The following is a 26,607-nucleotide window of genomic DNA, read 5'->3' as shown; positions in this document are numbered from 1 at the left end:
ATTAATGGTTTTGATAATCTGCACATCTGCGGTCATCCCGCAGATGTGCATTTATTATTCTAACAACATTAAATAATCATTTACCGGAAGCAATTATAATGAAGGCAAGAAAGGTGAGACTACGTTGTCTGCCTTTCGCGTTGAGCGCAATGATGTCTGTGACATTTTCTGCCCATGCAGAAAATGCGAATGACTCTGCAGCGCTGATAGCGAAAGGTAAGTATCTGGCCATTGCTGCTGACTGTGGTGCATGTCATACCGCGCCACAACATGGCTCAGAGATGTCCGGAGGTTATATTATCGCCTCCCCCTTAGGGAATATTGTTGCAAGCAATATTACGCCGTCAAAAACAGCGGGAATAGGGAATTATACCGAAGAAGATTTTGCCAGAGCCGTCCGGCAAGGTATTAATAAAGAGGGCCAGCATCTGTATCCGGCGATGCCCTATACCTCTTACGCTAAAATTACTGATGCGGATATTCATGCTCTGTATGCCTATTTTATGTATGGCGTCACAGCAGATGATAACGTGCCACCTAAAACAGATTTGCCTTTCCCGTTTAATATCCGTTCAAGCATGTTTTTCTGGAATATGCTCTTCGCCAATGAAACGGTTTTTGATCCTGCAAAGGACAAGTCAGCGCAGGTCAATCGCGGGGACTATCTCGTCAACGCTCTGGCGCACTGTGATACCTGCCATACGCCACGTAATGCACTGATGGGACAAAACAATGACCAGGCACTGGGCGGCGGAAGCCTCGGCAGCTGGTACGCCCCGAATATCACCCCTGACAAACAGGCGGGAATCGGCAACTGGAGTGGTGCCGATATTGCTCAGTACCTCAAAACGGGGCACGTCGCAGGCAAAGCTCAGGCTGCGGGTCCCATGGCAGAAGCGGTTGAGCACAGCCTTCAGCACCTGAGCGATGAAGATATTGCCGCCATTGTCGCCTATTTGCGTCAGGTTCCAGCCATCAGCGCTCCTGGCAGCGCATCACGCGAAAGCCTCGGACGTCCAGCAACCAGCGAAGCAGCCCTGCGCGCCATTAACAATCCGGATGCTGGCTGGAAAGTGTATGCCAGTACCTGTGCGAACTGCCATCAACCTGATGGTTCGGGCAACCAAATTTACCCTTCGCTGTACCACAACACCGCGACCGGTGCAGCTCAGGCGGATAACTTAATCGCCGCCATCGTTTACGGTGTGCACCGTACCGTGGCCGGTAAAGACGTCGACATGCCGGGATTCGGCCCTGACGCCTTGTTTACCGATCGTCTGACCGATCAGCAGATTGCCGATGTCAGCAACTACGTGCTGAAGAACTTCGGCAATGCACAACTCAACGTGACGCCCGCGCAGGTGAAAACTATCCGCGAGGGAGGAGAACAGCCCCTGATTGCCCGACTGGCCCAGCCAGCCGTGTGGGGCGGCGGTGCAGTGGTGGTGATCGTTCTGTTACTGATCATCGTGGCATTCTCCCGCAGGGGTAAAAAGCATGACCAATAAATCTTCCCCGCAGCTGTCGCGGCGGCAGCTTCTGCAGGGCATGGGCATTCTGTCCCTCGCGACAATGTGCAATTCCCTGTTCCCGGCACGCGCGTTGGCTGCGGCACAGATGTCAGACACGGGTTTTCTTGACGTCTCACAATTTCTTGTCAGCCGTTCGGTGGGTCCGGTTCTGGGACAGCGCTATTTTGAAGCATTAACCCGCCATGACCCGCAGTTCCAACACAAACTCGACAGCCTCAACGCCCTGTTGCAACAGCGTCACTTTGCTCACGTGGATGATTTTCTCGCCGCGTTGGGTACAGACAACGGTGACTGGCAGACAGCAAAAACGATTATTTCTGCCTGGTATACTGGTGTTGTCGGCACAGGAAGTGATTTAGAGCTTATCGCCTATGCCGAGGCGCTGATGTACCTGCCAACCAGAGACATTCTGGTGGTACCAACGTACGGTGGCGGTCCTTTCTACTGGGCAGTAACCGATGGCAAAGTGGCGACAACAGGAGAAGGCGCATGAGTGCACAAAAAGTAGATGCCGATGTCATTATCATCGGTTCGGGTGTGATGGGTGGGCTGATCGCCACGCAGATGGCAAAAGCCGGCAAATCGGTGATTATCCTTGAGGCGGGTCCCCGTGTTTCGCGTCAGGAGATTGTCGAACGCTTCCGCAATTCGCCGTTTAAGATGTCGCTGACCAACATCAAATTACAGGGTGTCGGTTCTCCTTATCCCAACCCGCCGCACATCCCCTCGACGTACGGTGATTATCTGCAGCAGGTCGGCCCGGTAAAATACCCCACTAAATACCTGCGCGTGGTCGGTGGCACCACATGGCATTTTGGTTCAGCGCTGTGGCGCATGATCCCCAATGACTTTAAGTTGAACAGCCTTTATGGGCGCGGGCGCGACTGGCCCTTTGGCTACGATGAGCTGGAACCCTGGTACGGCAAAGCCGAACACGAACTGGGCGTTTCCGGCGTTGATGGGCAGGACGAGAGCGGACAGGGCGGCAAAGCCTGGCCACCACGTTCGACACCGTTCCCGATGCCAGGTTTACCCACCAGCTATCTGTTCGACCGTCTGAGCGAGATGCTGGGGAAAGGCGGATATAACCCGATACTGGAGCCAAATGGCCGTGCCACTAAGCCTTGGGGAAAACGCCCGATGTGTGCCGGGAACAACAACTGTAATCCGGTATGCCCGATTGCGGCTAAATATGATGGCTCAATGCACATTGATGAGGCTGAAAGGTTGGGTGCAACCTTGCTGGATAATGCCGTGGTTTACCGTATTGAAGCGGGCGACGACGGGAAAATTACCGGTATCTGGTATAAAAAACCGGATGGTTCCGAGCATCACCTCACGGCAAACTACTTTGTGCTGGCGGCTTACGGCATTGAGTCACCGAAGCTGTTGCTGATGTCGACGTCAGAGAAATATCCGCAGGGTATCGCCAATTCGTCTGATCAGGTCGGACGCAATCTGATGGGCCATACCGGTATCAGCATGAATGTGATGATGTCCGAGGACGTCTGGCCAGGGCAGGGACCGACAGAGCTACTGGTTTACCTGAATAACCGAGATGGTGCATTCCGCAAAGACTTCCCCAGTTACAAGATCAAAGTGCGTAATACCGTCCCCACTGCCGACTATGCTGCATCATTAATTGAGAAAGGGGTACTGGGTTCAAAACTTGATGCGGAGATCCGTCGCCAGTCAGCACGTTCGCTGAACTTTGCTATCGATTTCGAGACGCTGCCACTCCCGGAGAACCGGGTGACACCCAGCAAAACGAAAAAGGATGCGATTGGTATCCCGTTGCCGGAAATCTACTACAGCGTGACAGACTACTGGCACGCCGGAAAAGAAGAGGGCATTAAGGATTTCCATAAGTTCGCAGAGCTGCTGAATGCCGACATCCTGTCGATTGATACAAAATTCCAGGATCGTCAGCATATTATGGGCACCACCATCATGGGCGATGACCCTAAAAACTCGGTAGTGAACCGTGATTGCCAGACCCACGACCATCCGAACCTGTGGATCGCGGGTACCAGCGTCATGCCTTCAGCCTCCTGTATGAATCCAACATTAACAGGGGCGGCACTCAGTTTACGCCTGGCGGATCATATGCTGCATAGCATGGCGTAACCCTTAGCTAGATACGGATTTTGCTCATCCGTACAGCCGTGGATAAATATGGCAGCCTGCATTAAATCGGGCTGCCGTTGCTTTTAGATATGCAAGACGAGCTCACGCAACAATGGAACCGCATTCTGGTGAGAAGTGAACCCCAGCTTACCTGCAATACTCACCTGCGCCCTGATAAGATACACCGTGTGATAGGGACACTGGCTCGAAAAAAGTGCCGGACTCTGATATATCTGACCAGTGCTTAAAGTGTTAAGGGTCAAGGGCTATGCAAGTCAATGAAGAAAAGCTGTTACGTTCGGGGTTCAGTCAGTCGGACATTCGCAAGGTAAAGAACAACCTTGAAAGCTATGGCGGCACTTTAGATCATGCCATTCGGGACCTGTCGCGACGCTTTATTATTGCGCTGAGTGTGGTTTCTTGCTGCATTGCGATATTCGCCTACCTGCTATGTTTTACTTCCAGCGAAACTGTCTTTTCAGGAGGAGTAGCGCTACTATGCGGCATTGCAGTGGCTACTTTTATACAGCCACCATTATTATCCTATAAATCATGGCGTTATATGCGGGTTAATAAAGGTTAATCGCGTTGCTGGTCAGTTGTGAGCAAATCAAATACTACCTTAGCCTTCACGCCGTTCCCCAGAATTTTCATTGTTAGCTGAGGTTTACTCATGGTGTCCACATTGCGGTAAAAATCTCGCGGCATCCAGCGGAAAAGACACCATGCACCTGATTCTTATTGCCAGTCCGAACATGCTCTATACTCGCGACCAATATGTTTGCATTAAAAAATTCGAGCTAAGCGTTCACATTAAAAGTAAACAGTTTACCAATACTTGGTTAATCTCAGAGACATCCTAAACATTAATCTTTAAAATTTAGGCCTATTTCCATCAACCAAATTTTTGCCGCGTTAATCAATGCGCATATTTTATGAAACTATTGAAAGCTGTATAAGTACAATTAATTCCAGCGCCACAACTATCAAGGCGCTGGAAGCACATTAGAATCAATCAAACCGCTCCGGCCGGAAACTCGCGAGCATCGGGTGCTTCACCCCAGTCAGCATTTCCTCTGCTATCAACTCCCCCAGTATCAGCCCCAGGGTGGCCCCCGAATGGGTAAACGCAACAAAACACCCTGGAACTTTCACCAATTCCCCGACCACCGGTTCGCCATCTCCGGGAATGGGCTTCAAACCTATCTTCCAGCTGTTCGCTGTGAGGGGTGAACCATCGCCAATCAGCTTTCCCGCTTCTGCCATTAACTGGCCAATGACCGCTTCATCAATGCTGTACCGTCCATCGGCATGCGCAACGATATCCTCTTCATACCAGTCATGATCAACCGCTAAGGTATTGCCAGGATTGGGTCGCACGGCTGCGCGCGGGGTATTTAACACCACTTTGAGCCCGCGGCCACTCGGTTGACTGGTGACTAACATCGAAACCGGCGACCCATTGGGGATGTTCACACCCAGCGGGGCAACCACATCGGGTGTCCAGGGGCCGCACGCCACCAGCAGATTCTCGGCAGTAAACTCCCCGCGCTTTTCGCAGCGAATACCAATCGCTCTACCAGAATCGGTCATCACACTGCCTTTACCCGCATCCTCAACGATTTCTCCCCCCAGCGCTTTAAACGCCTCAACAAGATGATCGATAAGGTGAGGGAGGCTCACCCAGCCCTCTCCCGGATTGGCAATCGCAATCTTTGAGCGACTGGCTTTATTCACCTGCGAATCCACGCTACCCACTGTGGTCTGGTCAATCAGGCGTGAATCATAGCCATGCGACTTCTCATACTGATGGCGCGCCTGGGTTCCCGCCTCATCATCAGCCGCCCAGAAAACAGCGCCATCGAAACGCAACCAGTCGAGATTAGAATAGCGAGCAAACAGGGTGCGGTAGCGATCGATACCCGCCATACGTAAGTTGTGGTAGGGCAGTGAACGCTCGCCAGCAGAATTCAGCCAGGAGAGTGAACGTCCTGAAGCGCCCGACGCCAGTTCTGATTCGGTAACCAGTGTGACTTTCGCCCCAGCTTTGGCCAGATGCCAGGCAGTGGATACCCCAAGGATACCGCCGCCCAGCACGATAACGGTGTTCGCTACAGATTTCTCAGACATCATTTATTCCTTCTCTTAAAAATGAACAGCCGTCAGGCATTCACATACGCGGGTTCGTGGAGGGCAAGATCCAAGATGCGTTGGCGTGTCATCAAAGCACCTCCGAAAGAAAGCGCTGTAAACGGGCAGACTGTGGTCGATCAAAGATCGCTTCAGGCGTGCCGGATTCGACGATTTCCCCCTCATCCATAAACACCACCTGGTCGGCCACGCGACGGGCGAAGCCCATTTCATGTGTCACCACCACCATGGTCATCCCGCGCTGGCAGAGTTCTGCCATTAGCGTCAGCACTCCCTTAACCAATTCGGGATCCAGCGCGGAGGTCGCTTCATCAAACAGCATCACTTCCGGTTCCATCGCCAGTGCGCGTGCAATCGCCACTCGCTGTTGCTGACCACCAGAAAGATCGCGCGGACGGTGGTCAGCGCGCTGCGCTAATCCCACTTCAGCCAGCCGTCGACGGGCGATGTCCCACGCTTCAGCCTTTGGCCGCCCTTTGACTTTCCAGGGTGCCAGCGCCACGTTTTCCAGCGCGCTGTGATCGGGGAAGAGATTGAAGTGCTGAAACACCATGCCAATTCTCAGGCGTAATGCATCGGGCTTGTCCTTGAGTACCGATTGCCCCGCCAGCAACACATCGCCATTTTTAGGTTCGTGCAAACGGTTGATGCCGCGTAACAGCGTCGACTTTCCCGAGCCGGAAGGGCCAATGATGCAGGTTGTGGTACCAGGCGCGACGGTCAGAGACACATTGCGCAGGACTTCAATTGGCCCGTAAGCCAGTGTCAGATTGCGCAACTCAAGGCTCGCGCCATGGAATGCAGTGGAAGTCGCCATATTAATGTCCTCGCTCGCGGGTCAGTGAGCCAGTCGGCGCGACGGTGCGCTTTTGCCCCACCTCATCAACCTCCTTCAGGCCGCTTTGTGGCGCGCTCGCCCGACGGCGTCCGGTTCGATAGCGCACATCGATATAGTTCACCGCATGGGTAAGGGGCACGGTGATGATGAGATAGAACAGGCCGGCCAGCATCAGCGGAGAGAGATTGCCACTCAGTACTGCGGCATCCTGACCCACGCGGAACAACTCGCGTTGATTCGTCATTAGCCCCAACAAATACACCAGCGAGGAGTCTTTGATGATGGCAATAAACTGATTCACGATGGCGGGTAACACGCGTCGTATGCCCTGCGGAATGATCACCAGCCTCATCGCGCGGCTGTAGCTCATCCCCAGTGCCCGGCAGGCTTCCATTTGGCCTTGCTCAACGCTCTGAATACCCGCGCGAAAAATTTCGCCCATATAGGCACTGGCGATGAGGCTTAAGGCAAAAATGCCGAGCGGGTAGGGTGTAGGACCAAACAGTTGGTAGCTGAATCGCGCCAGACCCTGACCAATCAGTAAAATGGTAAGGATGGAGGGCAAGCCGCGAAACAAATCGGTATATAACCGCGCCGGGAGTCGCAGCCAGCGCGAAGGGGAGATGCCCATCAACGCCAAAATCAGGCCGAACAGCGTCCCCAGTATCGTCGCAGCGACTGAGATGATAATGGTGTTAACCAGTCCAGTTGCCAGCAATTGCGGCAGAACGTCCATCATTGAGGGAATATCAAAGAACGTCCGGGAAAGAATGGTAATCAGGTCCATAGCCGATTCTCTGTTACGGGTGACGGACCGTTGCCGTCACCGGATGCAGTCTCTCGCTCAGATGTCGCGCGAGGTTATTGGCCGTTCGGCAGATACTGTTTCGGCATCGGCGAACCCGGGAACCACTTCTCATAAAGCTGTTTCCAGGTGCCGTCCTGCATCGCATCTTTAATAGCTTTGTCGAGAGCGGCTTTAAAAGCAGGCTTGTCTTTCGCGATCGCCACACCGGCGGGGGCATCGAAAGAGGGGATATCAGCCGCTGTGACCAGTTTGAAACGGGTGACATAATCTTTGGCGGCTTCGTAATCGAGGAACATGGCATCCAGGGTGCCATTGTTTAGCGCGGAAACGGCACTGTTGTTATCAGGAAAACGCACCAGGTCGGTCTGTTTGAAATGCTGCAACGCGTAGCTTTCCTGCAACGTGCCCTGGATCACCCCTAACCGCTTATGTGCCAGCGTTTCAACATTCTTCACCCCCGAGTCACTGCGGGTCAGCACGGTCAGATAGCCAGCCAGATAGCCGGTCGAAAAATCGACGGTTTTTTCCCGTGCTGGGGTGATCCCAATCGCGGCCACACCGGCATCATATTGTCCGTTCGCTACCGCGGGCAGAATGGCGGAGAAATCCTGGCCGACAAAATCCACCTTATCGATGCCGATCCTATGCGCCACGTTTTTAAAGAACTCGATATCAAACCCAGTAAAATTTCCGTTCTTGTCGGTGAAGGTGTAGGGCTTAGCGTCTCCCAAACTGGCCACGCGCAGATGTCCGGGTTCCAGTAAACCGTAAGGATTGCTGCCATTTGCTGCCAGAGCACTGAAGCTGGCTGAAAACAACACGGCGCAGCCGAGTAGTGCGGCAGTGAGGTGGGTAAAATATTTTTGCGATGTCATAAGGCTCTTCCGTCTGTGCAGGTGAAACTTCAGAGTCCGCTAAGCCGGTATATTATGATTGAGACCGGTCTCAGCGAGGGTCAAAATGAAACCGGCGCATGTTGTGAGACCGGTCTCAAGTGGATATACTGATATTAAGCACACGCCTAAAGAAGCGTCAATTCTGTCGTCATCAACTTGTGATTCGAAATAATTATGACCAATGAAAATCACCGTTCCCGTGGCCCTACCGTGGCTGATGTCGCGCGCGCAGCCAGCGTGTCAAAAGCGCAGGCTGCAAGAGCACTAGGCGGGTATGGCTCCGTCAGTGAAGAGGTGCAAACCCGGGTTAACCAGGCGGCAGAGGCCTTAGGGTATCGGCCTAATGAGCTGGCCCGCAGCATGAATACCGGGCGCTCTAATACCATTGGCGTGATTGTCGGGGATATTGAAAACCCACACTTTGGGCTCGCATTACGCGGCATGGCAGATGTTGCCAGACAGGCAGGCTTTCACTTACTTCTCAGCAACAGTGATGAGACACTGGAAGAGGAGCAGGAAGCAGTGCGCGTTATGCTGGATAAGCGTGTCGATGGCATCATCGTGGCACCTTGCAGTTCGATGTCACGCGATAATGAACACCTTAAACAGGTGCTGGCCGAAGGCCGCTCACTGATTATGTTTGACCGGGCAGTCGAAGGCATGGACGTTGAGGCGATACAGGCAAACTTTTTAGCCACAGCGAAAGAGGCAACCACGTTATTACTCAATGCTGGCCATCAACGCATTGCTTATCTCTCCAGTATGCGGGTGCCTGAACCCTACTCAACGGCAACAACTTTAGGGCCAACTCCCGTGGCACAGCGTGTAAAGGGGATGATAGATGCTTACCAGGACGCAGGGCTTAAACTGGATCCCAGCCTTATCCGCCTCAATGCCTTTAACGACGCGATCATCGAACAACTATTGACGGAGTTGTTATCTCTCCCAGAACCACCCACTGCACTGATTGCCTCAGATAATCTCATTGCCATGGGCATCCTACGAGGGCTGGCAAAACGCGGATTAGGGGTGCCCGAAGCGATGTCGTTTGTGATGTATGATGATTTTCCCTGGACGGAATTGATGACACCGCCTTTAACCGTGGTTGCTCAGCCGGTGTATGAAATGGGACGTGAAGCCGCGCGCAGGTTGATCTGCCATATACGCCAGCAGTCAGTTGGGGAACTACCGAGGTTTGATAGCTGGATGGTGGTCAGGGGATCGGTTGGAAGACACGAATTTTAGCGCCATGCAAACATCATTAACGTTGTTGACGTCAATCAGCCAGCGAACAGCTGATGCTGTCCGCACGGCTAATATGGCAGGGAATTTAACCGTTAGAACGAGATGGCGGCGTACCATGCGTATGGAAGGTTTCAATAGTCTTCAGCCCCCACGCCTGGCCTTTTTTCCTTTCAGCCTCAGTCCAGACGACCGTTTGCCAGTCAGGAGCCAGAATTAGTCTCGCACCCGAGTTAGCCAGCTCAACGCGATTCCCCGCAGGCTCCCAGACATAAAGGAAGAACGTGCCCTGTATCGCGTGCTTGTGTGGACCGGTCTCAATATGGATACCATTCTCCAAAAAGATGTCGGCTGCACGCAGAATATCTTCGCGCGTATCCGTGGCATAGGTGACGTGATGCAGACGTCCGTTGCCGCCACCGTGCTCTTCCGTACAGGCCAGATCGTAGGTTTTATTATTGATAGTGAACCAGCACCCGCCAATGCGGCCGTTATCCAGCTGAATCATCTCTGTGACGCGTGAGCCCAGACAGGTCTCCATAAAGTTTTTGAACTCGCTGACATCGGCGGCTAACAGATTGAGATGATCAAGACGGCGTGGGCAGGCACCGCGTGCATGATAACGCTGTGACAAATTTTTCAGCGATGGGCGTTCCTCGGCGTCCGCCTGGTAGCGCACCGTATCGTAGTAAATCTCGAAAACATGCCCAAAGGGATCGGCAAAGCGAAAAGCACGACCGTGCCCCTGCTCATTATCGACCCAGCCCAGCACCTCATACTTGCTCGCCTCAATGGCCGCGACACGTCGCATTAAAGCGGCTTCTGAACTGGCGCGATAGGCAATATGGCCGACTCCGGTGGTGTGGTGCCGAGTCAACTTCAGACTGTGAAACTCGTAATCATCCCAGGCACGCAACCAGGCATGATCCGCATCCTGAGCCGAAATGGTCAGGCCATAGACGTTAACAAAGAAGTCGAGACTCTCTTCAAATTTGTCACTATAAATCTCAACGTGAGCCAGATGGGCAATATCAAAGCAGGGTTCCGGCAGTTGAATCGTCATAATGAAATTCCTGTTAAACAATATGTAAGGTAATTAGCTTTTTTTTAGAGCGTAACATCACCGGTTATTTAGGGTTTGTGAAAGCACTGGAAGATCATCCAGGTCCGCCCCTTTGACTTTCAATGAAAGTGATACGTTACGGTGTAACACAATGCTTACTGCGGCGAACAGCGCGGGCAAAGCAAGGATGAAGAAGATGGCGGACTGTGCTGGAAACGCCCCGATCAGTAAGCCCCCCACGGAAGAACTTAAAATGGCACCGGTACGACCGATACCGTGCATCCAACTGACCCCCGTTGCGCGAATTTCCGTGGGGTAATAGGCGGGCGAATAGACCTGCAACCCGTTCTGCGCTCCATTAATGCACATGCCGATGATGAAGATGAAAATGCCAAGGCTCACGCCAGAGAAGTTAAACACCCCCTGAGCGATTAAACAGAGGCTGCCCAACAGGTACACCACGCCAATAACATATTTTGCGTTGAGTTTGTCCATTAACGCGCCAACGATGATGCCGCCCAGTGGACCACCTAGCTGGAACAGACCGGCAATCACGGCGGCTTGTTCCAGTGAAATACCACCTGAACGCATTATGGTCGGCAGCCAGCCATTCAACAGATAGATGACGAACAACCCCATAAAGTAAGTCATCCACAGAATGATAGTGCCGCGAGCAAAGCCGTGACGGAACAGCTGTGAAATGGTGCTGTTGCGACTCATCCGAGGGGAATTGAGGATAAAGGCCGAATCCGGGGTGAAATGTCCGCCCATCCGGTTCAGCAAAGCCGCAATCTGAGCACGGGGTGCTTTACGCACCAATAGATTGAAGGCGGATTCAGGTAACAGCACGCCCAGGAATGGCAGCAACAGTAATGGGATTACGCCACCAAAAATCAGTACGGCAGACCAGTGATAGTGCGCCAACAATGCAGCCGCAATAAACCCGCCCAAGCCAGACCCGATATTAAAACCGCTGAACATCAAGGTAATCATGACGCCCTTGCGCCGTTCAGGCATGTACTCTGACAGCAACGTGACGCAGTTAGGCATAACGGCCCCCAGCCCCAAGCCGGCGATAAAACGCAGCAAGGCCATTTGTAAAGGCGTGGTAGCAAATGCGCAGACGAGGCTGAAAGTGGAGAACATCAGCACCGACAGCAGAATGACTTTCTTGCGCCCAAAGCGATCGGACAAAGGGCCGGCAATCAATGCGCCTATCGCCACGCCAAACATGGCAGCGCCGAGGATGGGCCCCATGGCGGCACGGGAAATATGCCACTCTTCAATCAGCGCGGGAGCAATAAACCCCATCACCGCAGCATCGTAGCCATCGAACATGATGATAATCAGGCAGAGAAAGAGTACGCGCCACTGAAAGGGCGAAATAGGCCGTGCATCAATCCAGGCTTTGATATCGACCAGTTTTTCTGTGTTCATGGGTAGGTTCTCGGTAAAGGGACTGAGGTTATTTTTGTTGTCGTTGCGTATTAACAATCCAATTACACGGTATGCAGCCTGGCGCGTTATGTCTGTTTAAAAACCCTTTTAAAGGTATGAGTTACATTTATATTGTGAGCGAGTTGGCATAGTCTCTGGCGAAAGCAACAGGTGAAAAACGCCGACATGATTGCCACTCATGCAGTTTAGCGTTAATCACCCTATGCATTTCGTTTAGATGATGTCTGAGACGGCTTCGGCGCGAATGGATTCAATCAATGCCAGCGTAGCGGGAGAGTGAAGCGCCCCATGGCGCAGCGTAATGCCAATATCACGCTGCGTATCGGGCAGCGTGAAGCTCAGAGGCACCAACGTGCCAGCGCGTAATTCGTATTCCAGTTGATGCCAGGAAACGGCCGCCACCATGTCGGAATTCATCAACAGGCCACGCACGATGGCAAGGTCGCCACTCTCCACGACAGGCACAGGAGAGGCGATCCCCAACGTCTTAAAGGCCTGATCCAGTAAGTGTCGGGCTGGTGTATTCGCCCGCGGCAAAATCCATTGCGTCTGCGCGAAATCCTCAGGGATGACGGGATTTCCGACCAAGGGATGCCCAGGGCGGGTCAACAGGACCAGCTCTTCGCTGAACAGTGCCTGATGATCAATATCTGTGATTCCATCAATCTGTCGCAGCGCACCCAGAATCAAATCAACCTCACCCGCCCGTAATTCGGTCACCAGCGAGCTGTATGCACTTTCATTGGTCACCACTCTCACTGCCGGATGGGCAGCGACAAGGCGACTGATGGCACGAGGCAGCAGAGAAGTGCGGCACAGGGGCAGGGCGCCGACGTGAACCACGCCCTGCAATTTCCCATCCTGTGCGGCCAGGTCTTCCGGGATGTGACGAATTTCATTCAGTGCCCGGCTGATATACGGTGCTATTTCACGTGCCGCCGCTGACGGCATCATCCCTTTTGGCGAACGCTGAAATAACACCTGACCGGCCCCCTTTTCCAGCACCTTAAGCGCGGCGCTGACGGCGGGTTGGCTGATCGCCAGCATATTGGCGACACTCTGCGTATGGTGCAGGTGGTAGAGCTGCAGAAAAATATTCAACCGCCTCACATTGAATAACCAGATGGGCTCAGCCTCATCGCGCACACTTTCCCGCTGTTTAAATCTTGCCAGCAAGGCCGGGATGCGGTTGAGCTCTTGCAGCGCACGCTGCGCACGCGGTAACACACATTTCCCCTGCTCGGTCAGCAGCATTCCGCTGGCATGCCGTTCAAACAAAGGCGTGTCTAAAGTGTGTTCAAGATCACGAATCGATCGCGTGACCGCAGATTGGGTGCGAAATAAATATTCAGCAGCATTCGATATTGTGCCTCTTTCTGCAATTAAACAAAGCGCTCTTAGTTGCATGATTTTTATATCAAATTCTTCGCCGCTCTTATTCGTCATCCGGTCTTCCCTCCACGAGATCATCATCACAACATAAATAAAACTCATAGCATGCGCAATGAAAGACATTATTCGCCTCAGAAGGGTCATGGCAGGATAAAAAAAACGCAACAGCAGGGAAATAAGATGGAAAACGCAGCAAAAAAAAGTGCTTTGGTGGTCAGTGCCCATTCCGCTGACTTCGTCTGGCGGGCGGGCGGCGCAATCGCGCTGCATAGCGCACGCGGCTATGACGTGCATGTGGTTTGTCTCTCATTTGGTGAGCGCGGCGAATCGGCGAAACTATGGCGCAAAGGCAATATGACGGAGGAGACGGTGAAACAGCACCGTCGCACGGAAGCGGAAGCGGCCGCTGAAGTGTTGGGTGCGAGTATTGAGTTCTTTGATTTGGGCGACTATCCGTTACGCGCTGACAAAGAGACATTGTTCCGTCTGGCCGATGTATTCCGTCGCATTCAGCCTCACTTTGTCCTGACACACTCGATTGCCGATCCCTATAACTACGATCATCCTCTTGCGGCAAATCTCACGCAGGAAGCGCGCATCATCGCGCAGGCCGAGGGGTATCGCCCCGGCGAGCCGATTATTGGTGCACCGCCGGTCTACTGTTTTGAACCCCACCAGCCCGAGCAGTGCCAGTGGAAACCGGATGTATTACTGGATATTACTTCGGTCTGGGACAAAAAATACCAAGCGATTCAGTGTATGGCCGGGCAGGAACATCTGTGGGAATACTATACCCGCGTCGCATTACAGCGCGGCGTGCAGGCCAAACGCAATACTGGCATTACCTCAACACGGGTGATTACCCACGGTGAAGGGTATCAGAGCCTGTTCCCCCGCGTGACGGAGGATCTGGCATGAGCATGGTGAACAGAAAAGGCCTGGTCGTGCGCAAAATTCAGCGAGCCGATGGTGCCCTGGTCAAAGAATTCGCCCACTTTGGTGTGGCAACCGTTCACGAAGCCCAACAGCGCCAGGGCTTGCTGGATAAGCGAGTGCGGCCGATCCAGCAGGGTGTCACCGTGACGGGCAGTGCCGTGACGGTATTGGTCTCGCCTGGCGATAACTGGATGTTTCATGTTGCTGTCGAGCAGTGTCAACCGGATGATGTCTTGCTGGTGGCACCGACATCTGACTGCCATGACGGCTTTTTCGGCGATCTCCTCGCCACCTCGTTAAAAGCACGTGGTGTCGTGGCATTAGTCGGCGATATCGGTATTCGCGACAGTCAAACGCTGCGCGAGATGAACTTCCCTGTCTGGTCGCGCGCGGTCTATGCCCAGGGAACGGTTAAAGAAACCCTGGGTTCCGTGAATATCCCGCTGATCTGCGCCGGCCAGTTGGTCTATCCGGGCGATATCGTGGTCGCTGACGATGATGGCGTGGTGGTGGTGCCGAGGGCTGATGCCGACGCGGTGGCACAGGCTGCCCGGCAGCGTGTCGCCAATGAAGAGAGTAAACGCGTGCGGTTAGCATCAGGTGAACTCGGTCTGGATATTTATCAGATGCGCGAACAGCTCGCTGAAAAAGGGTTGCGCTACCTTGATTCCCTTGACGATTTACAGAAGCTTTCATCATGAAACAGACCCGAATTCCCTGTGTTCTGATGCGGGGTGGAACGTCTAAAGCCGCTTGTTTTCTGGCCAGCGATCTCCCAGAAGAGACGCAACTGCGTGACGCGGTGCTGCTTGCGGTGATGGGATCCCCCGATCCGCGACAAATTGATGGCATCGGCGGTGCCGATCCGCTGACCAGCAAAGTGGCGATTATCTCTGCTTCTGCACGCTCAGACGCCGACGTGGATTACCTGTTTGCTCAGGTGAACGTTGATAAGGCAAAAGTGGATTACGGGCAGAACTGCGGCAATATTCTGGCCGCCGTGGCCCCGTTTGCGGTTGAAAAAGGTCTGATTCCCGTTCAGGGCCCCCTGACGCGAGTCCGCATTTTCATGGTGAATACCGGGCAGATCGCCGAAGCGCAAATCGCGACGCCTGACGGAGCAGTGGAATATCAGGGTGATACGCAAATTGACGGCGTGCCCGGTTGCGCGGCAGAGCAGGTCATCCGTTTCCAGGATATCGCCGGTTCGAGTTGCGGCGCATTACTGCCCACCGGGCAAGCACGCGATACCTTTGATGGCATTGACGTAACCTGCATCGATAACGGGATGCCTGTGGTCTTAGTGCGCGCCGCCGATCTGCAACGCAGCGGCCTGGAAACCCGTGAACAGCTGGACGCTGATGATGAGCTGAAGGCCCGGCTGGAATCCATTCGCTTACAGGCCGGTTTACGCATGAATCTTGGCGATGTCAGCACGCGCACCGTCCCCAAAATGACGCTGATTTCCCCTCCGGTAAATGGAGGGACCGTCACCACTCGCACCTTTATTCCCCATCGCTGCCATGCCTCTATCGGCGTACTGGGTGCCGTGAGTGTGGCCACGGCTTGCCTGATCCCCGGTGCGATAACGGAAGGCGTGGCACAAGTCAGTGCTGAAATCGAGCATCGGCTCTCCATAGAACACCCGGAAGGGGAATTTAGCGTCATGCTCAGCCAAGACCTGAACGGCTACGTCATTAACAGCGGACTGATTCGTACCGCTCGCTTGCTGTTTGAAGGTTCCGTCGCGATTCCTGGCACGCTCTGGTCAGGCAAATAAGGAGCAGGACATGACGAACATCGCCATTATTGGTTTTGGTGAAGCAGGGCAAATTTATGCAAAAGATCTCTCGCAGGTCGCGAGAGTCAGTGTCTGGGATAAAAAGTTTCTCACACCTGCGGGCGAGACGTTAAAAGCAGCAACTGAGCAGGGTTCGGTTCACCCGGCCCGTTCCCTTGCTGAGGCACTGGAAGGCGCTGATTGGGTATTGTCCCTGGTCACCGCCGCTAATGCATTTGAGGTAGCCCAACAAGCAGCCCCATTATTGCGGAGCAGCCAGTACTTCCTCGACTTTAACTCCGTTGCACCGGAAACCAAACGCGCTGCCGCGCGAGCAGTGGCGGCGGGTGCTGGAGCGTATCTGGATGTGGCGGTGATGGCGCCCGTACCCCCTAAACGACTTCAGACACCATTACTGATGGGCGGTAACCACGCAGAGTATGCTGCTTCGATTTTTAATGCTTTAGGCTGTCAGGCCAGCGCCGCCAGCCTGCATGTTGGCGAAGTATCGGCAATCAAAATGTGCCGCAGCGTAATGATCAAAGGACTGGAAGCGCTCACGACAGAGTGCCTGAGTGCGGCAAAACAATACGGCGTCGAAGACGCGGTTCTCTCCTCACTGCATGCCAGCTTCCCCTCTCTGGGGTGGAACGACCAATTACCCCACTACTTAATCAGCCGCGTTGCGGAACATGGCGTTCGTCGTGCTGAAGAGATGGGTGAGGTCATCAAAACGCTACAGGATGTGGGGCTAAATGCCACGATGAGCCAGGCGACGCAGCAGGTTCAGGCTGCTTTACCCGCCAGTATGCAGGCGAAAGGGGTGAACTATCACGACCTGATGCCTTTCAACTGGCAGGATGCATTTTGCCGACTGGAATAATTGTGTCTTTACCGCACAACAATAAAGGAACCTCGGGATATTTTTGACCGATGGCGCTTTTACTTATTTTTTAAATGACCATGCATTTGAATATCACAACCCTCGACACCTACAAGGTGCTCAATCTATTACTATTATAAAACGGAAGGTGAGCAATGAAATTGGGATGGTACAGTACATTAAACAGGGATGAGCAGAAAACATGGTGGGCGTGTCTGGGCGGATTCACGCTCGACTCAATGGACAGCACCATATATTCGCTGGTGATGCCGATATTATTGAGCCTGGCAATCCTGACAAAATCTGAAGCGGGTATTTTGGGTTCAGCCTCTTTAATTGGCAGTGCATTGGGCGGGTGGAGTGCGGGTATGCTGGCCGATCGCTGGGGACGCATTCGTGTTATGCAATTGACGGTTTTGTGGGTGGCTTGCTTCACCGCATTAACCGCACTCTGTGGTGAATTCTGGCAATTTCTAATCGTCCGATTTCTTCAGGGACTCGGTTATGGTGGCGAAGTCGTTGTCGGTGGGGTCTTAATCAGCGAAGTGATCCGCGCCAGCTACCGAGGACGTGTAGGCGCCTCTATCCAAAGTGGTTACGCTATTGGTTACGCAATCTCGTTAGCCGTGCTGCCTGTGCTGCTCAATTTTTTTCCTCAAGAGATAGCGTGGAAACTCTTTTTCCTGATCGGTATTATTCCTGCCATTCTTGTCTGGTTTATTCGTCGTTTAGTACCAGAATCTCCGGTCTTTTTGAGCATCGCTAAAAAAAAGAAATCCAATAACATCGCTGACATTTTTAAAGGTAAAAATCGACGAATTACAGTTACCGCCACACTGCTCGCCTCTGGAATCTTTGGTGGCGCCTATATTATGATTACCTGGCTGCCTACCTATCTAAGAATGGAGTTAGGATTGCCGGTATTATCTATGTCTGGCTATCTGGCAATTAATATATTGGGTTCATTAGTGGGACCCTTCATATATGGCAGATTAAGCGACAGATTGGGTCGATGGAAAACCATCATCCTTTTCCTGATAGGGCAAATAGCCGTCGTCAGTATCTACATGTTTGCTAATGTAAGCCTGAATATTACGTTAGTGCTGGGTTTTTTCCTGGGAGCCTTGCAGGGTGGTCTGGCTTCGGGTTTGACACCGGCGTTCTCCGAACTTTATTCAACGTACATTCGAGGAAGCGGGGCTGGTTTTTGCGCCAGTTTTGGTCGCGGCTTTGGTTCTTTAATGCCAGCCTTAGTGGGAATTGTATCCAGTAAAATTCATCTGGGTTATGCCATGGGGGCCCTTGCGATCGCATCTTATATCATTGGGATCGTCGCTGCGCTTTGCTTACCTAACTCTACTGGCATCAATCTTGACGATGTCTAAAAATCATTAGATTCGGGCTTCGGCAGCCATCATCGATCTGATTTGCCACATCCCTTCAAATGTGACAACCTACCAACAGTAAGTTACCATTGGTAGGTTAATTCTTTTGGAGGTTGTCGCTATGCATGCTCTTATCGTTACAGCTCATCCAGACCACCATTCTCATACTCACACCATCGTCTCGCAGGTGGCACAAGGCATTGCTGCTGGCGGGAACAGTTACGAAATTGCCGATCTGGCTGCAGAGCAGTTTGATCCTCGATTCAATCAGGCTGATTTTGATCAGTTCAAAAATGCCGCCCCGTCGCCAGCCGACGTCGTGGCCGAGCAGCAGCGGCTGGACCGTGCCGATGCACTGGTACTGGTTTATCCGATTTACTGGTGGTCGTTCCCCGCGCAGTTGAAAGGTTGGATAGACCGCGTGTTCACTCAAGGCTGGGCGTACGAGGATGACGGCCAACACGTCGTGAAAAAACTCGGCAAATTACAGGTACACCTTTTGGCGCTGGGCGCAGCGAGTCAGCGAACTTATTTACGTCGCGGTTATTTCAGCAGCATGCGTACGCAGATTGACGTGGGCATTTTTGACTACTGCGGCGCACCCGTTGTGACCAGTGAACTGTTGTTACCTGGCGATATAAATTATCCTGATGCACACTTCGCGCTGGCACATCAACTTGGCCAGCGACTTTTTAACGTCAAGGAACTCGCATGAACTCATCCACTCGCCAACGCATGTCTCATCAAGCCCGACGGCAGCAACTGATGACTGTGGCGTGGAATCTGGTGCGAGAGCAGGGCAGTGATGCATTGACGTTAGGGCGCGTGGCAGAAGAGGCTGGCGTGAGCAAGCCGGTGGTCTACGATCATTTTGGTACGCGCCATGGTCTGCTCGCTGCGTTGTATGAAGATTTCGACCTGCGGCAGAACACCATCATCGAGGCGGCGATGAACGCCGCCGGTACTCGCCTTACCGAGCGGGCTTACGTGGTGGCGTCCAGCTATGTCGATTGCGTGTTAGCCCAGGGGCGGGAAATTCCAGATGTGCTGTCGGCGCTCGATAGTACGCCGGAACTGGCTGAGGTGAAGCGTAAATACCAGCATGACTTCATTGAGAAATTTCGAGGCTGGTTTTCCGAAGCATCACTCCCCCAAGCCAGTATGTGGGGGATTTTAGGTGCTGCCGATGCGATTTCTAATGCGGTGGTGTCCGGCGACATCAGCCAGCAGCAAGGATTAGCCGAACTTCAGGCGCTCATTATTAAGCTTGTGGAACGCCATCAGTAACGATTAATCCAGCCAACAGGAGCAACGAATGCCATTGCGTCTCAACATGATTGATACAGATTGCTGGAATGCGCTGGAATCTGGTGCCAACGATCCTGACAGCGGTTTTCACTGCTTAACGATCGCTTCTGTTGATCAACTGGGAAAACCACAGGCGAGGACAGTAGTGCTGCGTGGTGTTGATCGCGTTACAAGAACGCTGGAATTTCATACCGATATGCGCAGCCCGAAATGGCCGGCGCTGAAGATCAATCCAGACGTGACGGTTTTGGGTTACAGCGATAAAACCCAGTTGCGGCTGCAGGGCGCGGTTGAGTTGCACGGTGCACACAGCGCAGTGGCTGAAGCGGCATGGCAAAAGTTATCGCAACGCACACAGCAAACTTACGCGGGTGCCGCGCCGGGAAGCAACACTTACAACCATCCCAACAACGGCGGCAACGCTGAAGATAACTTCGGTGTGATGCTGATTCAGATTAGCCAGCTGGATTGGTGCCATCTGGCGCGGGAACACAATCAAAGGGCTTTGCTGGATTATAATTCGGCCGGAGAACTTGGCGGCTGCAAATGGGTGAATCCGTAGTCCAGTCGAGAACTCAACCAATCTAATACGTAAGCTAAGGGCAGTTATCAACAAGCTAGTTCGACTGAACATCTTATTTAACATAATAAGTATTTTGCGATCTTAGATATGCTATTGATATAAAAGTAATTTTACCGACCTACCAAAGCTCACATGACCTTTTCAGAACGACAGACGCCAAAAAGATAAAGTCCTTAATGCTGTGATAAAAAACCTGCCGTGAACCTGATTAGACAGAATGCTCCGAAGCCTGCAGATATTGGCGTATCTGACATTTAACCAAATCCAAAAATTTAGCCGGCGTGGTTTCCCAGTTTTCGGGGATAAAAGAACTCCGGTAATGCGCCCTGAAATCAGTCTCCAGGTTATCACACTCCTGCAGGAACAAGTCGATATCGTCGATAACCGCATACTGCATCCCTTTGTGCGATGCAGCCAAGAATGCGTCGATTTTAGGCTCGATATCCTCACTATCGTCAAACAGGTTGTAGTCCTGACCGAAGTAAATAAAGATATGATCGTCGAGTGCGCTGATATTGATTCTTTCCACGTTATAGCTCCGAAAATGTTCTCAGTACGATTTACGGCTGTTAATTAAATACAAAACTCTTTAGCGCAATCAACTTTTCCAGTCGTTAAACTCCCTGCGGTAGCGCTGTCTCTTGCAGGTGTCTCCAAATCACACTCTCCTGTTCATCCAGCTCGAAGACAGCTGTCGAAAAGCGCAAAGTCGAAGCTTGTCCCGGAATGTGCTGCTGTTCCTTGTAGCAAACCGTTGCCCCCTTTTCGCTTTCAGCTAACAATTGCATATCCATGATGTGCAAGGTAAGACCTGCCCGGGCACCGCGTTGTGTGCGAAAGAAAAGGTTCAGTGCATCAAAATTCAACAGACCGCCTGCCGGGCTTACCATGCTGAAATCAGGACCGAAGCGGGCGAGTAGGTTATCGCAGACTTCATCTTTCGTTTCCGCATTACCCAGCCATTGTTGAATGCCTTCATGTGCCTCTAAAACTTCCTGAAAATACCGGTTCATTTCTTCTCCTGATTGAGGGTAAGTAATACCTTGCGATTGGCAATACGCAGACAACATAAAATCGGTAAGACCACAGTGCAGGCCGCAATCACAAAGCAAAGTTTAAAGGCGAGATCAGTAGAGATTCCGCTGTTTAACAGCAAATTAAACAGCAGGCTGAGCAGCGTCACGCCGAGACAGAAACTGAGCTGACGATTAATATTCCAAATCGCACTGGCATCGGCCAACCGCTCGTCAGAGATCTGCAGGAAGGCCGAGCTTTGCGCTGTACTGCTGCATAAGCTGCCTCCCAATCCCATCAGACAGAATGCGATGACACATATCACCGCTGATGCAGAGTGTCCCGTTGCGGCCACAAGCCCAATGCCCAGCGCCTGAATGATACTTCCGCTGATAAACAGTGGACGCGGTCCCAGGGTATTAAATCGCCTCCCCGTATAACTGATCGCGATAAATGAAGCGATCGACCAAGGCAACATTAATGCCCCCACCCAGGCGGCATGCATACCCAGCTCATTCTGCAGGTAAAGCATGGCTAACATGCTCACGCCAGTAAAAATTCCCGGTACAAACTGGTATATCAGCATGGACGTCTGCAACAGCGGATCTCGCACCAGATGGAGATCAATCAGAGGCTGGCTTTTATTCAGTGCATTCCTGATATATCCGCCAAAAACAATCATCCCCGCTAAGAGTGTGAATACACCTTTATTCGCTGGCTGAGTTTCGCCTAAGGAGGTCAGTCCCAACAGGATCAACGTCAATGCACCACAGCCGCTGACTAATCCCACCATGTCCAATCGCTCAGTGGCCACCGTGGGTGTATCTGCATTAAGCCACCACGCTGCCAGGATCACGGCCACAACGGCCAGTGGCACACTTGCCAGAAATACCCAGCGCCAGTTAAAACTTTCAATCAATAACCCGCCGACGGCCGGCGACAGTGCTGGAGCCAGCAAAGCCACTAGCATCACAGCAGAGGAGAGCTTTGCGCGTTCATGGCTGCGATACAGCACGTAAGTCATAGTTTGTCCGATTGGGATCAGCAATCCCCCCCCTACCCCCTGCAATAAACGCCAGCCAATAAGTTGCAATATCGACTGAGACGCAGCAACGCCAACACTCCCTGAAATGAAAATCATCAAAGAGAGGATAAAAAGACGTTTCGCGCCAAAGCGTTCTGCCAGCCAGCGGCTAAGGGGTATCACCAGCGTCAAACCTAAAATATAAGCGTTACTCACCCACGCCAGTTGGCTGACCGGCGCATCGAATTGTCGCCCAATTTCAGGAAAGGCAACATTAGCGATAAACATATTCACCAGGTCGATGAAGAATCCCAACAGATACACAGTGGCAACGCGCACGCGATAACTCATGATTTCTCAGTCATAACAGCAGTCATGCGCGCAGTATAGGAGCATGGTAATACGGGATAAATCCACGCTATGCAGTTATACTGTCAAACTATTTTTGACAGTCATCCTTCATCAAAGGCGTAACAGATGATTAATATGCAGCGTCTGGAAATGTTTGTTGCGGTGGTTGAGGCAGGAAGTTTTACCGGCGCCGCTCAGACGCTGGGACTGACAAAAGCAGTGGTTAGCTTCAACATAAAGCAGCTTGAGCAAGAACTTGGCGTCGCCTTATTGACCAGAAGCACACGGCGCGTTGCTGCGACCGAAACCGGTGAGAAGTTTTACCATCGCTGCCAGCATCTGTTGCAGGACGCCGCGCAAATACTTGATGACATTCACAGTGAACATAACGGACTCAGCGGCTCGCTGCGTATTACTACTACGCCTGAATACGGGGCGCGCGTTGTGGTACCGGCACTGGCGGCGTTTGCAGTCAAACACCCCCACTTGCGTATCCAACATGCTTCATCATCAAAAAATGATGACCTGATTGCCGGCCGTTTCGATGTGGCCATCCGTCTTGGTCAGTTGGCGGATTCCAGTCACCACGCCCGTCTCATAGATCGGTTCGCTATTCTGGTGGTGGCTACTCCCCAGTACCTCACCACCCAACCGATTGAGAGTTTGCAACAACTCGCCGACGCGAAATGGATTGCACATAGCCGTCTGTTAACACCCTTGAGCTGGCAGGTGACCACGCCAGCGGGAGAAACAGTGCTGTTCAGCGCACGCCATCCAGCGATGATCACTGCCGACAGTGCGGCTTCGCTGCTGGCCTTTACGTTGGCAAACGCAGGCGTTGCGCTTTTGCCCGCCTGGTTGGTCCAGGATAAATTGGCTGAGGGAGCGTTAGTACAAGTGCTGCCAGATCATCATTTTCCCCATCAAGGGATCTATGCGCTCTATCCGAACACCCGCCATTTGCCTGAAAAAGTGCGCGCGTTTATAGATTTTCTGCATGAGTTCACCCGTCTTATAAGCAGCTAATATTCTGCTGTTATAAAGGGTAAAAATATCAGCACTTTTGGCCCTTCCCCGTTTTCATCCGAGTGAACAGAAGCCTGGACAACCCGCTCAAGTCGATCACACTTCGATTATCTGGTATTTCTGCAAAGGCTGATTGGTTTTAAAGGATGCTGAGGCAATGAGAGTGAATGAAGAAGCACTTCGCAAAGCAGGATTCACAGGCTCTGATTTGAATAAGATCCGTAATAATATTGACAGCTATGGCGGTACGTTGGCGGAAGCCATTCAGGGACTGGCAAACCGATTCAGGGTTGTTTTGTGGATCTATTTTGCCTGCTTTGCGGTGTTTCTCTGGACGCTGTTCACGCATGACAGGCTTTACTGTTTATCAGTGGGCATTGGGTTATTCATCACCATGCTCATCGTAGCCTTCATCCAGCCCCCCGTCCTCTCCTATAAGTCCTGGCGTTACTGGAAAAGCAGCCGTAGCTAACGGTTGTCATGGTTCAATGAAAGCAGATCGAATGTCACTTTGGCTTTGAGACCATACCCTACGATTTTCATCGCCAGTCTGGGTTTGCCCATTGAATCGACCTTTCGGTAATAATCCCTCGGCAGCCAGCGAGTCAGGCGCCACGCACCCGGTTTCCTGAACGCGCCAAAAACACTGAAGGTTTCGTCCGTTATCGCCACGCCTAAGGCGATGTTGCACGCTCATTAATGTAAATAACGGAAGGACCTGTTGGAGCGACGCCGGTGCAACCCTGAAATCGTAAGCAAGCCAACATAGACTCACTCATGACGTAACCATAACGACATGATATATAACAGGAGTTTATGATGGCAGGGATTTCAACTTTAGGGATTGGGTCAGGTCTTAAACTGGGCGATATTCTCGACAATCTCACTACCGCAGAGAAACAGGTACTGGTTCCGATTTCTAAACAGCAGTCAGCCGCAACGGCTAAGCTCTCTGCATACGGAACACTGAAAACGGCGGTGCAGGCATTTCAGACCGCCAACACCAGCCTGCAAGATGCCAGTCTTTACACGCAGTCGAAAGCCACAAGCAGCAGCAGTGCATTTACGGCGGATTCCAGCGGCAAAGCGTTACCGGGTAAATACACCATCAGTGTTTCGCATCTTGCCCAGTCTCAAACACTGACCAGCGCCACGCGATCCGACATCAATCAGGCCACAGGAAGTGCAGCAGAGACGCGTAAAATCTCATTCGTCAGCGAAGATGGCCATGAATATGCGATTGATTTAAAGCAAGAACAGACGTCGTTAAGCGGAATTAGAGATGCTATCAACAAGTCAAACCTGGGCATCAGTGCCAGTTTGATCAAAGTCTCTGATAAAGACTTTCGCCTCTCATTCACCTCAGCAGAGACGGGCACCAGCCACGCCCTCAATAACATATCCGTCACGGGTGATGACACGCTGCAAGCGTTTCTGGGGTATGACCCGGCAATAAGCACGTCCGGGATAACGCAGAACGTGGCGGCACAAAATGCCAGCCTGACCATCAATAACATTCCGGTAGAGAGCAGCAGCAATACGATTTCCGATGCCATTGAAGGTATGACTTTAAACCTCAACGACCAGACATCTGGCACGCAGACCTTGAGTGTCCGCAGCGATAATTCAAAAGCGAAAACGGCCATTACTGATTGGGTCAATGCCTATAATGCCCTACAGGATACGATGGGCAATTTGACCAAATACACCCCGGTTGATGCGGGTGCGAGTCAGGACACCTCCAACGGCGCATTGTTGGGAGACGGCACACTGCGCATCATTCAGACACAGCTTAAAAGTATTCTGGCAAGCGGCTCCGGCTCCGTGCAGTTCGCTACCCTGACTCAGGCGGGTATCAGCACCGACCCAACCTCCGGCAAGCTCAAACTGGACGCAGATAAATTGACCAGCGCACTGGCGGTCACTCCTGAAGCAGTCAGAGATATCTTCTCAGGGGATGGCGAGAAAACAGGTATTGCCACCGGTATGGCGTCCAGTATGCGTTCCATGCTCAGCTCGAAAGGGGTGCTGCAAAGTGCCACTGACGGCATCAGTAAAAAATTGAATGCGCTGACCGAGCAATATAACAATGCCAGCAAGAAAATTGATGACACCCTTGCGCGCTACAAAGCGCAGTTTACGCGGCTTGATACCGTCATCAGCTCGCTCAATAACACCAGCAATTATCTGACGCAGCAATTTGAAAACATGTCGGGAACGAAAAACTAGCTTCTGACCCACTCTTGAACGTAATGGGAATTGCCAGAAGAGGCTGCCGGGAGCCGTAATGCATGTCAGTTAAGAACTCAGGCTGCTTATTGATAAGTGGCCTGTTTTTTCAGTGCGGGCTCTGCCGCCACTACTGCCCCCTCTGGGCCGTCCTCGCGCCGCTAAAGCGGTACCTTCGACTTCCACGTCGTGCCGGACGGACCGTTCGCGGATGACCATCCATGGTCGGCCGCGAACTGCCCCACGCCTCCCCGCGTGGGGCTCCTGGTCCAACGTAAAAGTCTCAGCGCTGCGGATAGCCCTGAGGGGGCAGCAGAGGCGTCAGAGCTTCAGGCAATGTGCCCTTTTTGACAATCCGCACTGAAGCTAATGAGCTGGCTGGGGCCGCACCGGGGCAGGCATTTCGCAGCGCTGAGCTGAGCGAGTATGCCAGGAGAGCCCGCAGGACGCGGGCGAAAGGTGGCGCTGGAACATGGATGCTCCATCGTGAACTGAACCCCTTAACCTGGACTCTTTAAGTCAGCTTAATTTGATTATGAGTCCGGTACTCCACCGGACTCAGTCCGCCCAGTCCCATCTTT

The 26,607-nt window shown here is 52.5% G+C and carries 26 protein-coding genes; 16 read left to right on the top strand and 10 right to left on the bottom strand.

Translation table 11 applies throughout. From position 1 onward, the window contains the following. The first annotated feature begins 98 nt into the window (after positions 1-98). From ACPUC8_RS10180 to ACPUC8_RS10165, 4 genes are all read left to right on the top strand, one after another. A complete protein-coding gene (locus tag ACPUC8_RS10180; RefSeq protein WP_494926139.1) occupies positions 99-1,508 on the top strand; it encodes a c-type cytochrome in 1,410 nt (469 codons plus the stop codon). Then, positions 1,498-2,025, top strand: a complete 528-nt coding sequence (locus ACPUC8_RS10175; protein WP_494926138.1) for a sugar dehydrogenase complex small subunit — start codon at positions 1,498-1,500, stop codon at positions 2,023-2,025. Before ACPUC8_RS10180 ends, ACPUC8_RS10175 begins: the two co-directional genes overlap by 11 nt. After that, positions 2,022-3,659 carry a GMC family oxidoreductase gene (locus ACPUC8_RS10170; protein WP_494926137.1) on the top strand — a complete coding sequence of 546 codons (1,638 nt, stop codon included), beginning with the start codon at positions 2,022-2,024 and terminating at the stop codon, positions 3,657-3,659. Before ACPUC8_RS10175 ends, ACPUC8_RS10170 begins: the two co-directional genes overlap by 4 nt. A gap of 268 nt (positions 3,660-3,927) precedes the next feature. Continuing rightward, positions 3,928-4,242 (top strand): hypothetical protein, encoded by a 315-nt coding sequence (locus tag ACPUC8_RS10165; protein ID WP_494926136.1) that lies wholly within the window; start codon positions 3,928-3,930, stop codon positions 4,240-4,242. Positions 4,243-4,670: 428 nt separating this feature from the next. On the opposite strand, the gene ACPUC8_RS10160 is transcribed toward ACPUC8_RS10165, so the two are convergent. The 4 genes from ACPUC8_RS10160 to ACPUC8_RS10145 all read right to left on the bottom strand — a co-directional run bounded on the left by ACPUC8_RS10160 (position 4,671) and on the right by ACPUC8_RS10145 (position 8,331). Beyond that, positions 4,671-5,789 (bottom strand): NAD(P)/FAD-dependent oxidoreductase, encoded by a 1,119-nt coding sequence (locus ACPUC8_RS10160; RefSeq protein WP_494926135.1) that lies wholly within the window; start codon positions 5,787-5,789, stop codon positions 4,671-4,673. Positions 5,790-5,880: 91 nt separating this feature from the next. Beyond that, positions 5,881-6,627, bottom strand: coding sequence for an amino acid ABC transporter ATP-binding protein (locus ACPUC8_RS10155; protein ID WP_494926134.1), 747 nt, complete (start codon positions 6,625-6,627; stop codon positions 5,881-5,883). Between the two features lies 1 nt (position 6,628). Then, positions 6,629-7,435: an amino acid ABC transporter permease gene (locus ACPUC8_RS10150; protein WP_283227500.1), complete on the bottom strand. Its 807-nt coding sequence runs from the start codon at positions 7,433-7,435 to the stop codon at positions 6,629-6,631. A gap of 74 nt (positions 7,436-7,509) precedes the next feature. Further along, positions 7,510-8,331 (bottom strand): ABC transporter substrate-binding protein, encoded by an 822-nt coding sequence (locus tag ACPUC8_RS10145; RefSeq protein WP_494926133.1) that lies wholly within the window; start codon positions 8,329-8,331, stop codon positions 7,510-7,512. A 195-nt stretch (positions 8,332-8,526) separates the two neighbouring features. Here ACPUC8_RS10145 and ACPUC8_RS10140 point away from each other — a divergent pair, with 195 nt between their 5' ends. Further along, positions 8,527-9,597, top strand: coding sequence for a LacI family DNA-binding transcriptional regulator (locus ACPUC8_RS10140; RefSeq protein ID WP_494926132.1), 1,071 nt, complete (start codon positions 8,527-8,529; stop codon positions 9,595-9,597). An 85-nt stretch (positions 9,598-9,682) separates the two neighbouring features. Here ACPUC8_RS10140 and ACPUC8_RS10135 read toward each other — a convergent pair whose 3' ends face one another. The 3 genes from ACPUC8_RS10135 to ACPUC8_RS10125 form a co-directional block, all read right to left on the bottom strand. Continuing rightward, positions 9,683-10,657, bottom strand: coding sequence for a VOC family protein (locus ACPUC8_RS10135; protein WP_494926131.1), 975 nt, complete (start codon positions 10,655-10,657; stop codon positions 9,683-9,685). Positions 10,658-10,714: 57 nt separating this feature from the next. Next, positions 10,715-12,094 (bottom strand): MFS transporter, encoded by a 1,380-nt coding sequence (locus ACPUC8_RS10130; RefSeq protein ID WP_494926130.1) that lies wholly within the window; start codon positions 12,092-12,094, stop codon positions 10,715-10,717. Positions 12,095-12,328: 234 nt separating this feature from the next. After that, positions 12,329-13,561, bottom strand: a complete 1,233-nt coding sequence (locus ACPUC8_RS10125) for a LysR substrate-binding domain-containing protein (RefSeq protein WP_283227575.1) — start codon at positions 13,559-13,561, stop codon at positions 12,329-12,331. Positions 13,562-13,687: 126 nt separating this feature from the next. Between ACPUC8_RS10125 and galB the strand changes: the two genes are divergently transcribed. From galB to ACPUC8_RS10085, 8 genes are all read left to right on the top strand, one after another. Continuing rightward, a complete protein-coding gene (gene galB / locus ACPUC8_RS10120) occupies positions 13,688-14,425 on the top strand; it encodes a 4-oxalmesaconate hydratase (RefSeq protein WP_039336311.1) in 738 nt (245 codons plus the stop codon). Then, the gene (locus ACPUC8_RS10115; protein ID WP_283227495.1) at positions 14,422-15,144 is read left to right on the top strand and encodes a 4-carboxy-4-hydroxy-2-oxoadipate aldolase/oxaloacetate decarboxylase; all 723 of its coding nucleotides are present in this window, start codon (positions 14,422-14,424) and stop codon (positions 15,142-15,144) included. Before galB ends, ACPUC8_RS10115 begins: the two co-directional genes overlap by 4 nt. Continuing rightward, positions 15,141-16,223 (top strand): 4-oxalomesaconate tautomerase, encoded by a 1,083-nt coding sequence (locus ACPUC8_RS10110; RefSeq protein WP_283227494.1) that lies wholly within the window; start codon positions 15,141-15,143, stop codon positions 16,221-16,223. The genes ACPUC8_RS10115 and ACPUC8_RS10110 overlap by 4 nt, the downstream gene beginning before the upstream one ends. 10 nt (positions 16,224-16,233) lie before the next feature. Then, positions 16,234-17,106 (top strand): NAD(P)-dependent oxidoreductase, encoded by an 873-nt coding sequence (locus ACPUC8_RS10105; RefSeq protein WP_283227493.1) that lies wholly within the window; start codon positions 16,234-16,236, stop codon positions 17,104-17,106. Positions 17,107-17,261: 155 nt separating this feature from the next. Further along, positions 17,262-18,491 carry an MFS transporter gene (locus ACPUC8_RS10100; RefSeq protein WP_494926129.1) on the top strand — a complete coding sequence of 410 codons (1,230 nt, stop codon included), beginning with the start codon at positions 17,262-17,264 and terminating at the stop codon, positions 18,489-18,491. A gap of 121 nt (positions 18,492-18,612) precedes the next feature. Then, positions 18,613-19,206, top strand: a complete 594-nt coding sequence (locus tag ACPUC8_RS10095; RefSeq protein ID WP_494926128.1) for an NAD(P)H-dependent oxidoreductase — start codon at positions 18,613-18,615, stop codon at positions 19,204-19,206. Beyond that, positions 19,203-19,778, top strand: a complete 576-nt coding sequence (locus tag ACPUC8_RS10090) for a TetR/AcrR family transcriptional regulator (protein WP_494926127.1) — start codon at positions 19,203-19,205, stop codon at positions 19,776-19,778. The genes ACPUC8_RS10095 and ACPUC8_RS10090 overlap by 4 nt, the downstream gene beginning before the upstream one ends. A gap of 28 nt (positions 19,779-19,806) precedes the next feature. Further along, the gene (locus tag ACPUC8_RS10085) at positions 19,807-20,361 is read left to right on the top strand and encodes a pyridoxamine 5'-phosphate oxidase family protein (protein WP_494926126.1); all 555 of its coding nucleotides are present in this window, start codon (positions 19,807-19,809) and stop codon (positions 20,359-20,361) included. A 229-nt stretch (positions 20,362-20,590) separates the two neighbouring features. On the opposite strand, the gene ACPUC8_RS10080 is transcribed toward ACPUC8_RS10085, so the two are convergent. The 3 genes from ACPUC8_RS10080 to ACPUC8_RS10070 form a co-directional block, all read right to left on the bottom strand. Then, entirely contained in the window at positions 20,591-20,911 is a 321-nt protein-coding gene (locus ACPUC8_RS10080; RefSeq protein WP_494926125.1) for a contact-dependent growth inhibition system immunity protein, read from the bottom strand. Positions 20,912-20,996: 85 nt separating this feature from the next. Next, on the bottom strand, positions 20,997-21,395 hold the full coding sequence (locus ACPUC8_RS10075; RefSeq protein ID WP_494926124.1) for a DUF4440 domain-containing protein: 399 nt from the start codon (positions 21,393-21,395) through the stop codon (positions 20,997-20,999). After that, the gene (locus tag ACPUC8_RS10070) at positions 21,392-22,771 is read right to left on the bottom strand and encodes an MFS transporter (protein WP_494926123.1); all 1,380 of its coding nucleotides are present in this window, start codon (positions 22,769-22,771) and stop codon (positions 21,392-21,394) included. Before ACPUC8_RS10070 ends, ACPUC8_RS10075 begins: the two co-directional genes overlap by 4 nt. Positions 22,772-22,897: 126 nt before the next feature. On the opposite strand from ACPUC8_RS10070, the gene ACPUC8_RS10065 reads away from it, so the two are divergent. The 3 genes from ACPUC8_RS10065 to fliD all read left to right on the top strand — a co-directional run bounded on the left by ACPUC8_RS10065 (position 22,898) and on the right by fliD (position 26,026). Then, positions 22,898-23,797, top strand: a complete 900-nt coding sequence (locus tag ACPUC8_RS10065) for a LysR family transcriptional regulator (protein ID WP_494926122.1) — start codon at positions 22,898-22,900, stop codon at positions 23,795-23,797. A gap of 157 nt (positions 23,798-23,954) precedes the next feature. Further along, on the top strand, positions 23,955-24,269 hold the full coding sequence (locus tag ACPUC8_RS10060; RefSeq protein ID WP_494926121.1) for a hypothetical protein: 315 nt from the start codon (positions 23,955-23,957) through the stop codon (positions 24,267-24,269). A 347-nt stretch (positions 24,270-24,616) separates the two neighbouring features. Continuing rightward, positions 24,617-26,026, top strand: a complete 1,410-nt coding sequence (gene fliD / locus ACPUC8_RS10055) for a flagellar filament capping protein FliD (RefSeq protein WP_494926120.1) — start codon at positions 24,617-24,619, stop codon at positions 26,024-26,026. Positions 26,027-26,607: the final 581 nt, after the last annotated feature.

Source organism: Pantoea sp. CFCC18177 (genome assembly GCF_059412425.1).
This window is presented reverse-complemented; position numbering and strand designations above follow the sequence as displayed.

Excerpts from the sequence above, each read along its gene's own strand:
- ACPUC8_RS10180 (WP_494926139.1), top strand. The coding sequence starts at position 99 with ATGAAGGCAAGAAAGGTGAGACTACGTTGTCTGCCTTTCGCGTTGAGC.
- ACPUC8_RS10175 (WP_494926138.1), top strand. The coding sequence starts at position 1,498 with ATGACCAATAAATCTTCCCCGCAGCTGTCGCGGCGGCAGCTTCTGCAG.
- ACPUC8_RS10170 (WP_494926137.1), top strand. The coding sequence starts at position 2,022 with ATGAGTGCACAAAAAGTAGATGCCGATGTCATTATCATCGGTTCGGGT.
- ACPUC8_RS10165 (WP_494926136.1), top strand. The coding sequence starts at position 3,928 with ATGCAAGTCAATGAAGAAAAGCTGTTACGTTCGGGGTTCAGTCAGTCG.
- ACPUC8_RS10160 (WP_494926135.1), bottom strand. The coding sequence starts at position 5,789 with ATGTCTGAGAAATCTGTAGCGAACACCGTTATCGTGCTGGGCGGCGGT.
- ACPUC8_RS10155 (WP_494926134.1), bottom strand. The coding sequence starts at position 6,627 with ATGGCGACTTCCACTGCATTCCATGGCGCGAGCCTTGAGTTGCGCAAT.
- ACPUC8_RS10150 (WP_283227500.1), bottom strand. The coding sequence starts at position 7,435 with ATGGACCTGATTACCATTCTTTCCCGGACGTTCTTTGATATTCCCTCA.
- ACPUC8_RS10145 (WP_494926133.1), bottom strand. The coding sequence starts at position 8,331 with ATGACATCGCAAAAATATTTTACCCACCTCACTGCCGCACTACTCGGC.
- ACPUC8_RS10140 (WP_494926132.1), top strand. The coding sequence starts at position 8,527 with ATGACCAATGAAAATCACCGTTCCCGTGGCCCTACCGTGGCTGATGTC.
- ACPUC8_RS10135 (WP_494926131.1), bottom strand. The coding sequence starts at position 10,657 with ATGACGATTCAACTGCCGGAACCCTGCTTTGATATTGCCCATCTGGCT.
- ACPUC8_RS10130 (WP_494926130.1), bottom strand. The coding sequence starts at position 12,094 with ATGAACACAGAAAAACTGGTCGATATCAAAGCCTGGATTGATGCACGG.
- ACPUC8_RS10125 (WP_283227575.1), bottom strand. The coding sequence starts at position 13,561 with ATGACGAATAAGAGCGGCGAAGAATTTGATATAAAAATCATGCAACTA.
- galB (WP_039336311.1), top strand. The coding sequence starts at position 13,688 with ATGGAAAACGCAGCAAAAAAAAGTGCTTTGGTGGTCAGTGCCCATTCC.
- ACPUC8_RS10115 (WP_283227495.1), top strand. The coding sequence starts at position 14,422 with ATGAGCATGGTGAACAGAAAAGGCCTGGTCGTGCGCAAAATTCAGCGA.
- ACPUC8_RS10110 (WP_283227494.1), top strand. The coding sequence starts at position 15,141 with ATGAAACAGACCCGAATTCCCTGTGTTCTGATGCGGGGTGGAACGTCT.
- ACPUC8_RS10105 (WP_283227493.1), top strand. The coding sequence starts at position 16,234 with ATGACGAACATCGCCATTATTGGTTTTGGTGAAGCAGGGCAAATTTAT.
- ACPUC8_RS10100 (WP_494926129.1), top strand. The coding sequence starts at position 17,262 with ATGAAATTGGGATGGTACAGTACATTAAACAGGGATGAGCAGAAAACA.
- ACPUC8_RS10095 (WP_494926128.1), top strand. The coding sequence starts at position 18,613 with ATGCATGCTCTTATCGTTACAGCTCATCCAGACCACCATTCTCATACT.
- ACPUC8_RS10090 (WP_494926127.1), top strand. The coding sequence starts at position 19,203 with ATGAACTCATCCACTCGCCAACGCATGTCTCATCAAGCCCGACGGCAG.
- ACPUC8_RS10085 (WP_494926126.1), top strand. The coding sequence starts at position 19,807 with ATGCCATTGCGTCTCAACATGATTGATACAGATTGCTGGAATGCGCTG.
- ACPUC8_RS10075 (WP_494926124.1), bottom strand. The coding sequence starts at position 21,395 with ATGAACCGGTATTTTCAGGAAGTTTTAGAGGCACATGAAGGCATTCAA.
- ACPUC8_RS10070 (WP_494926123.1), bottom strand. The coding sequence starts at position 22,771 with ATGAGTTATCGCGTGCGCGTTGCCACTGTGTATCTGTTGGGATTCTTC.
- ACPUC8_RS10065 (WP_494926122.1), top strand. The coding sequence starts at position 22,898 with ATGATTAATATGCAGCGTCTGGAAATGTTTGTTGCGGTGGTTGAGGCA.
- ACPUC8_RS10060 (WP_494926121.1), top strand. The coding sequence starts at position 23,955 with ATGAGAGTGAATGAAGAAGCACTTCGCAAAGCAGGATTCACAGGCTCT.
- fliD (WP_494926120.1), top strand. The coding sequence starts at position 24,617 with ATGGCAGGGATTTCAACTTTAGGGATTGGGTCAGGTCTTAAACTGGGC.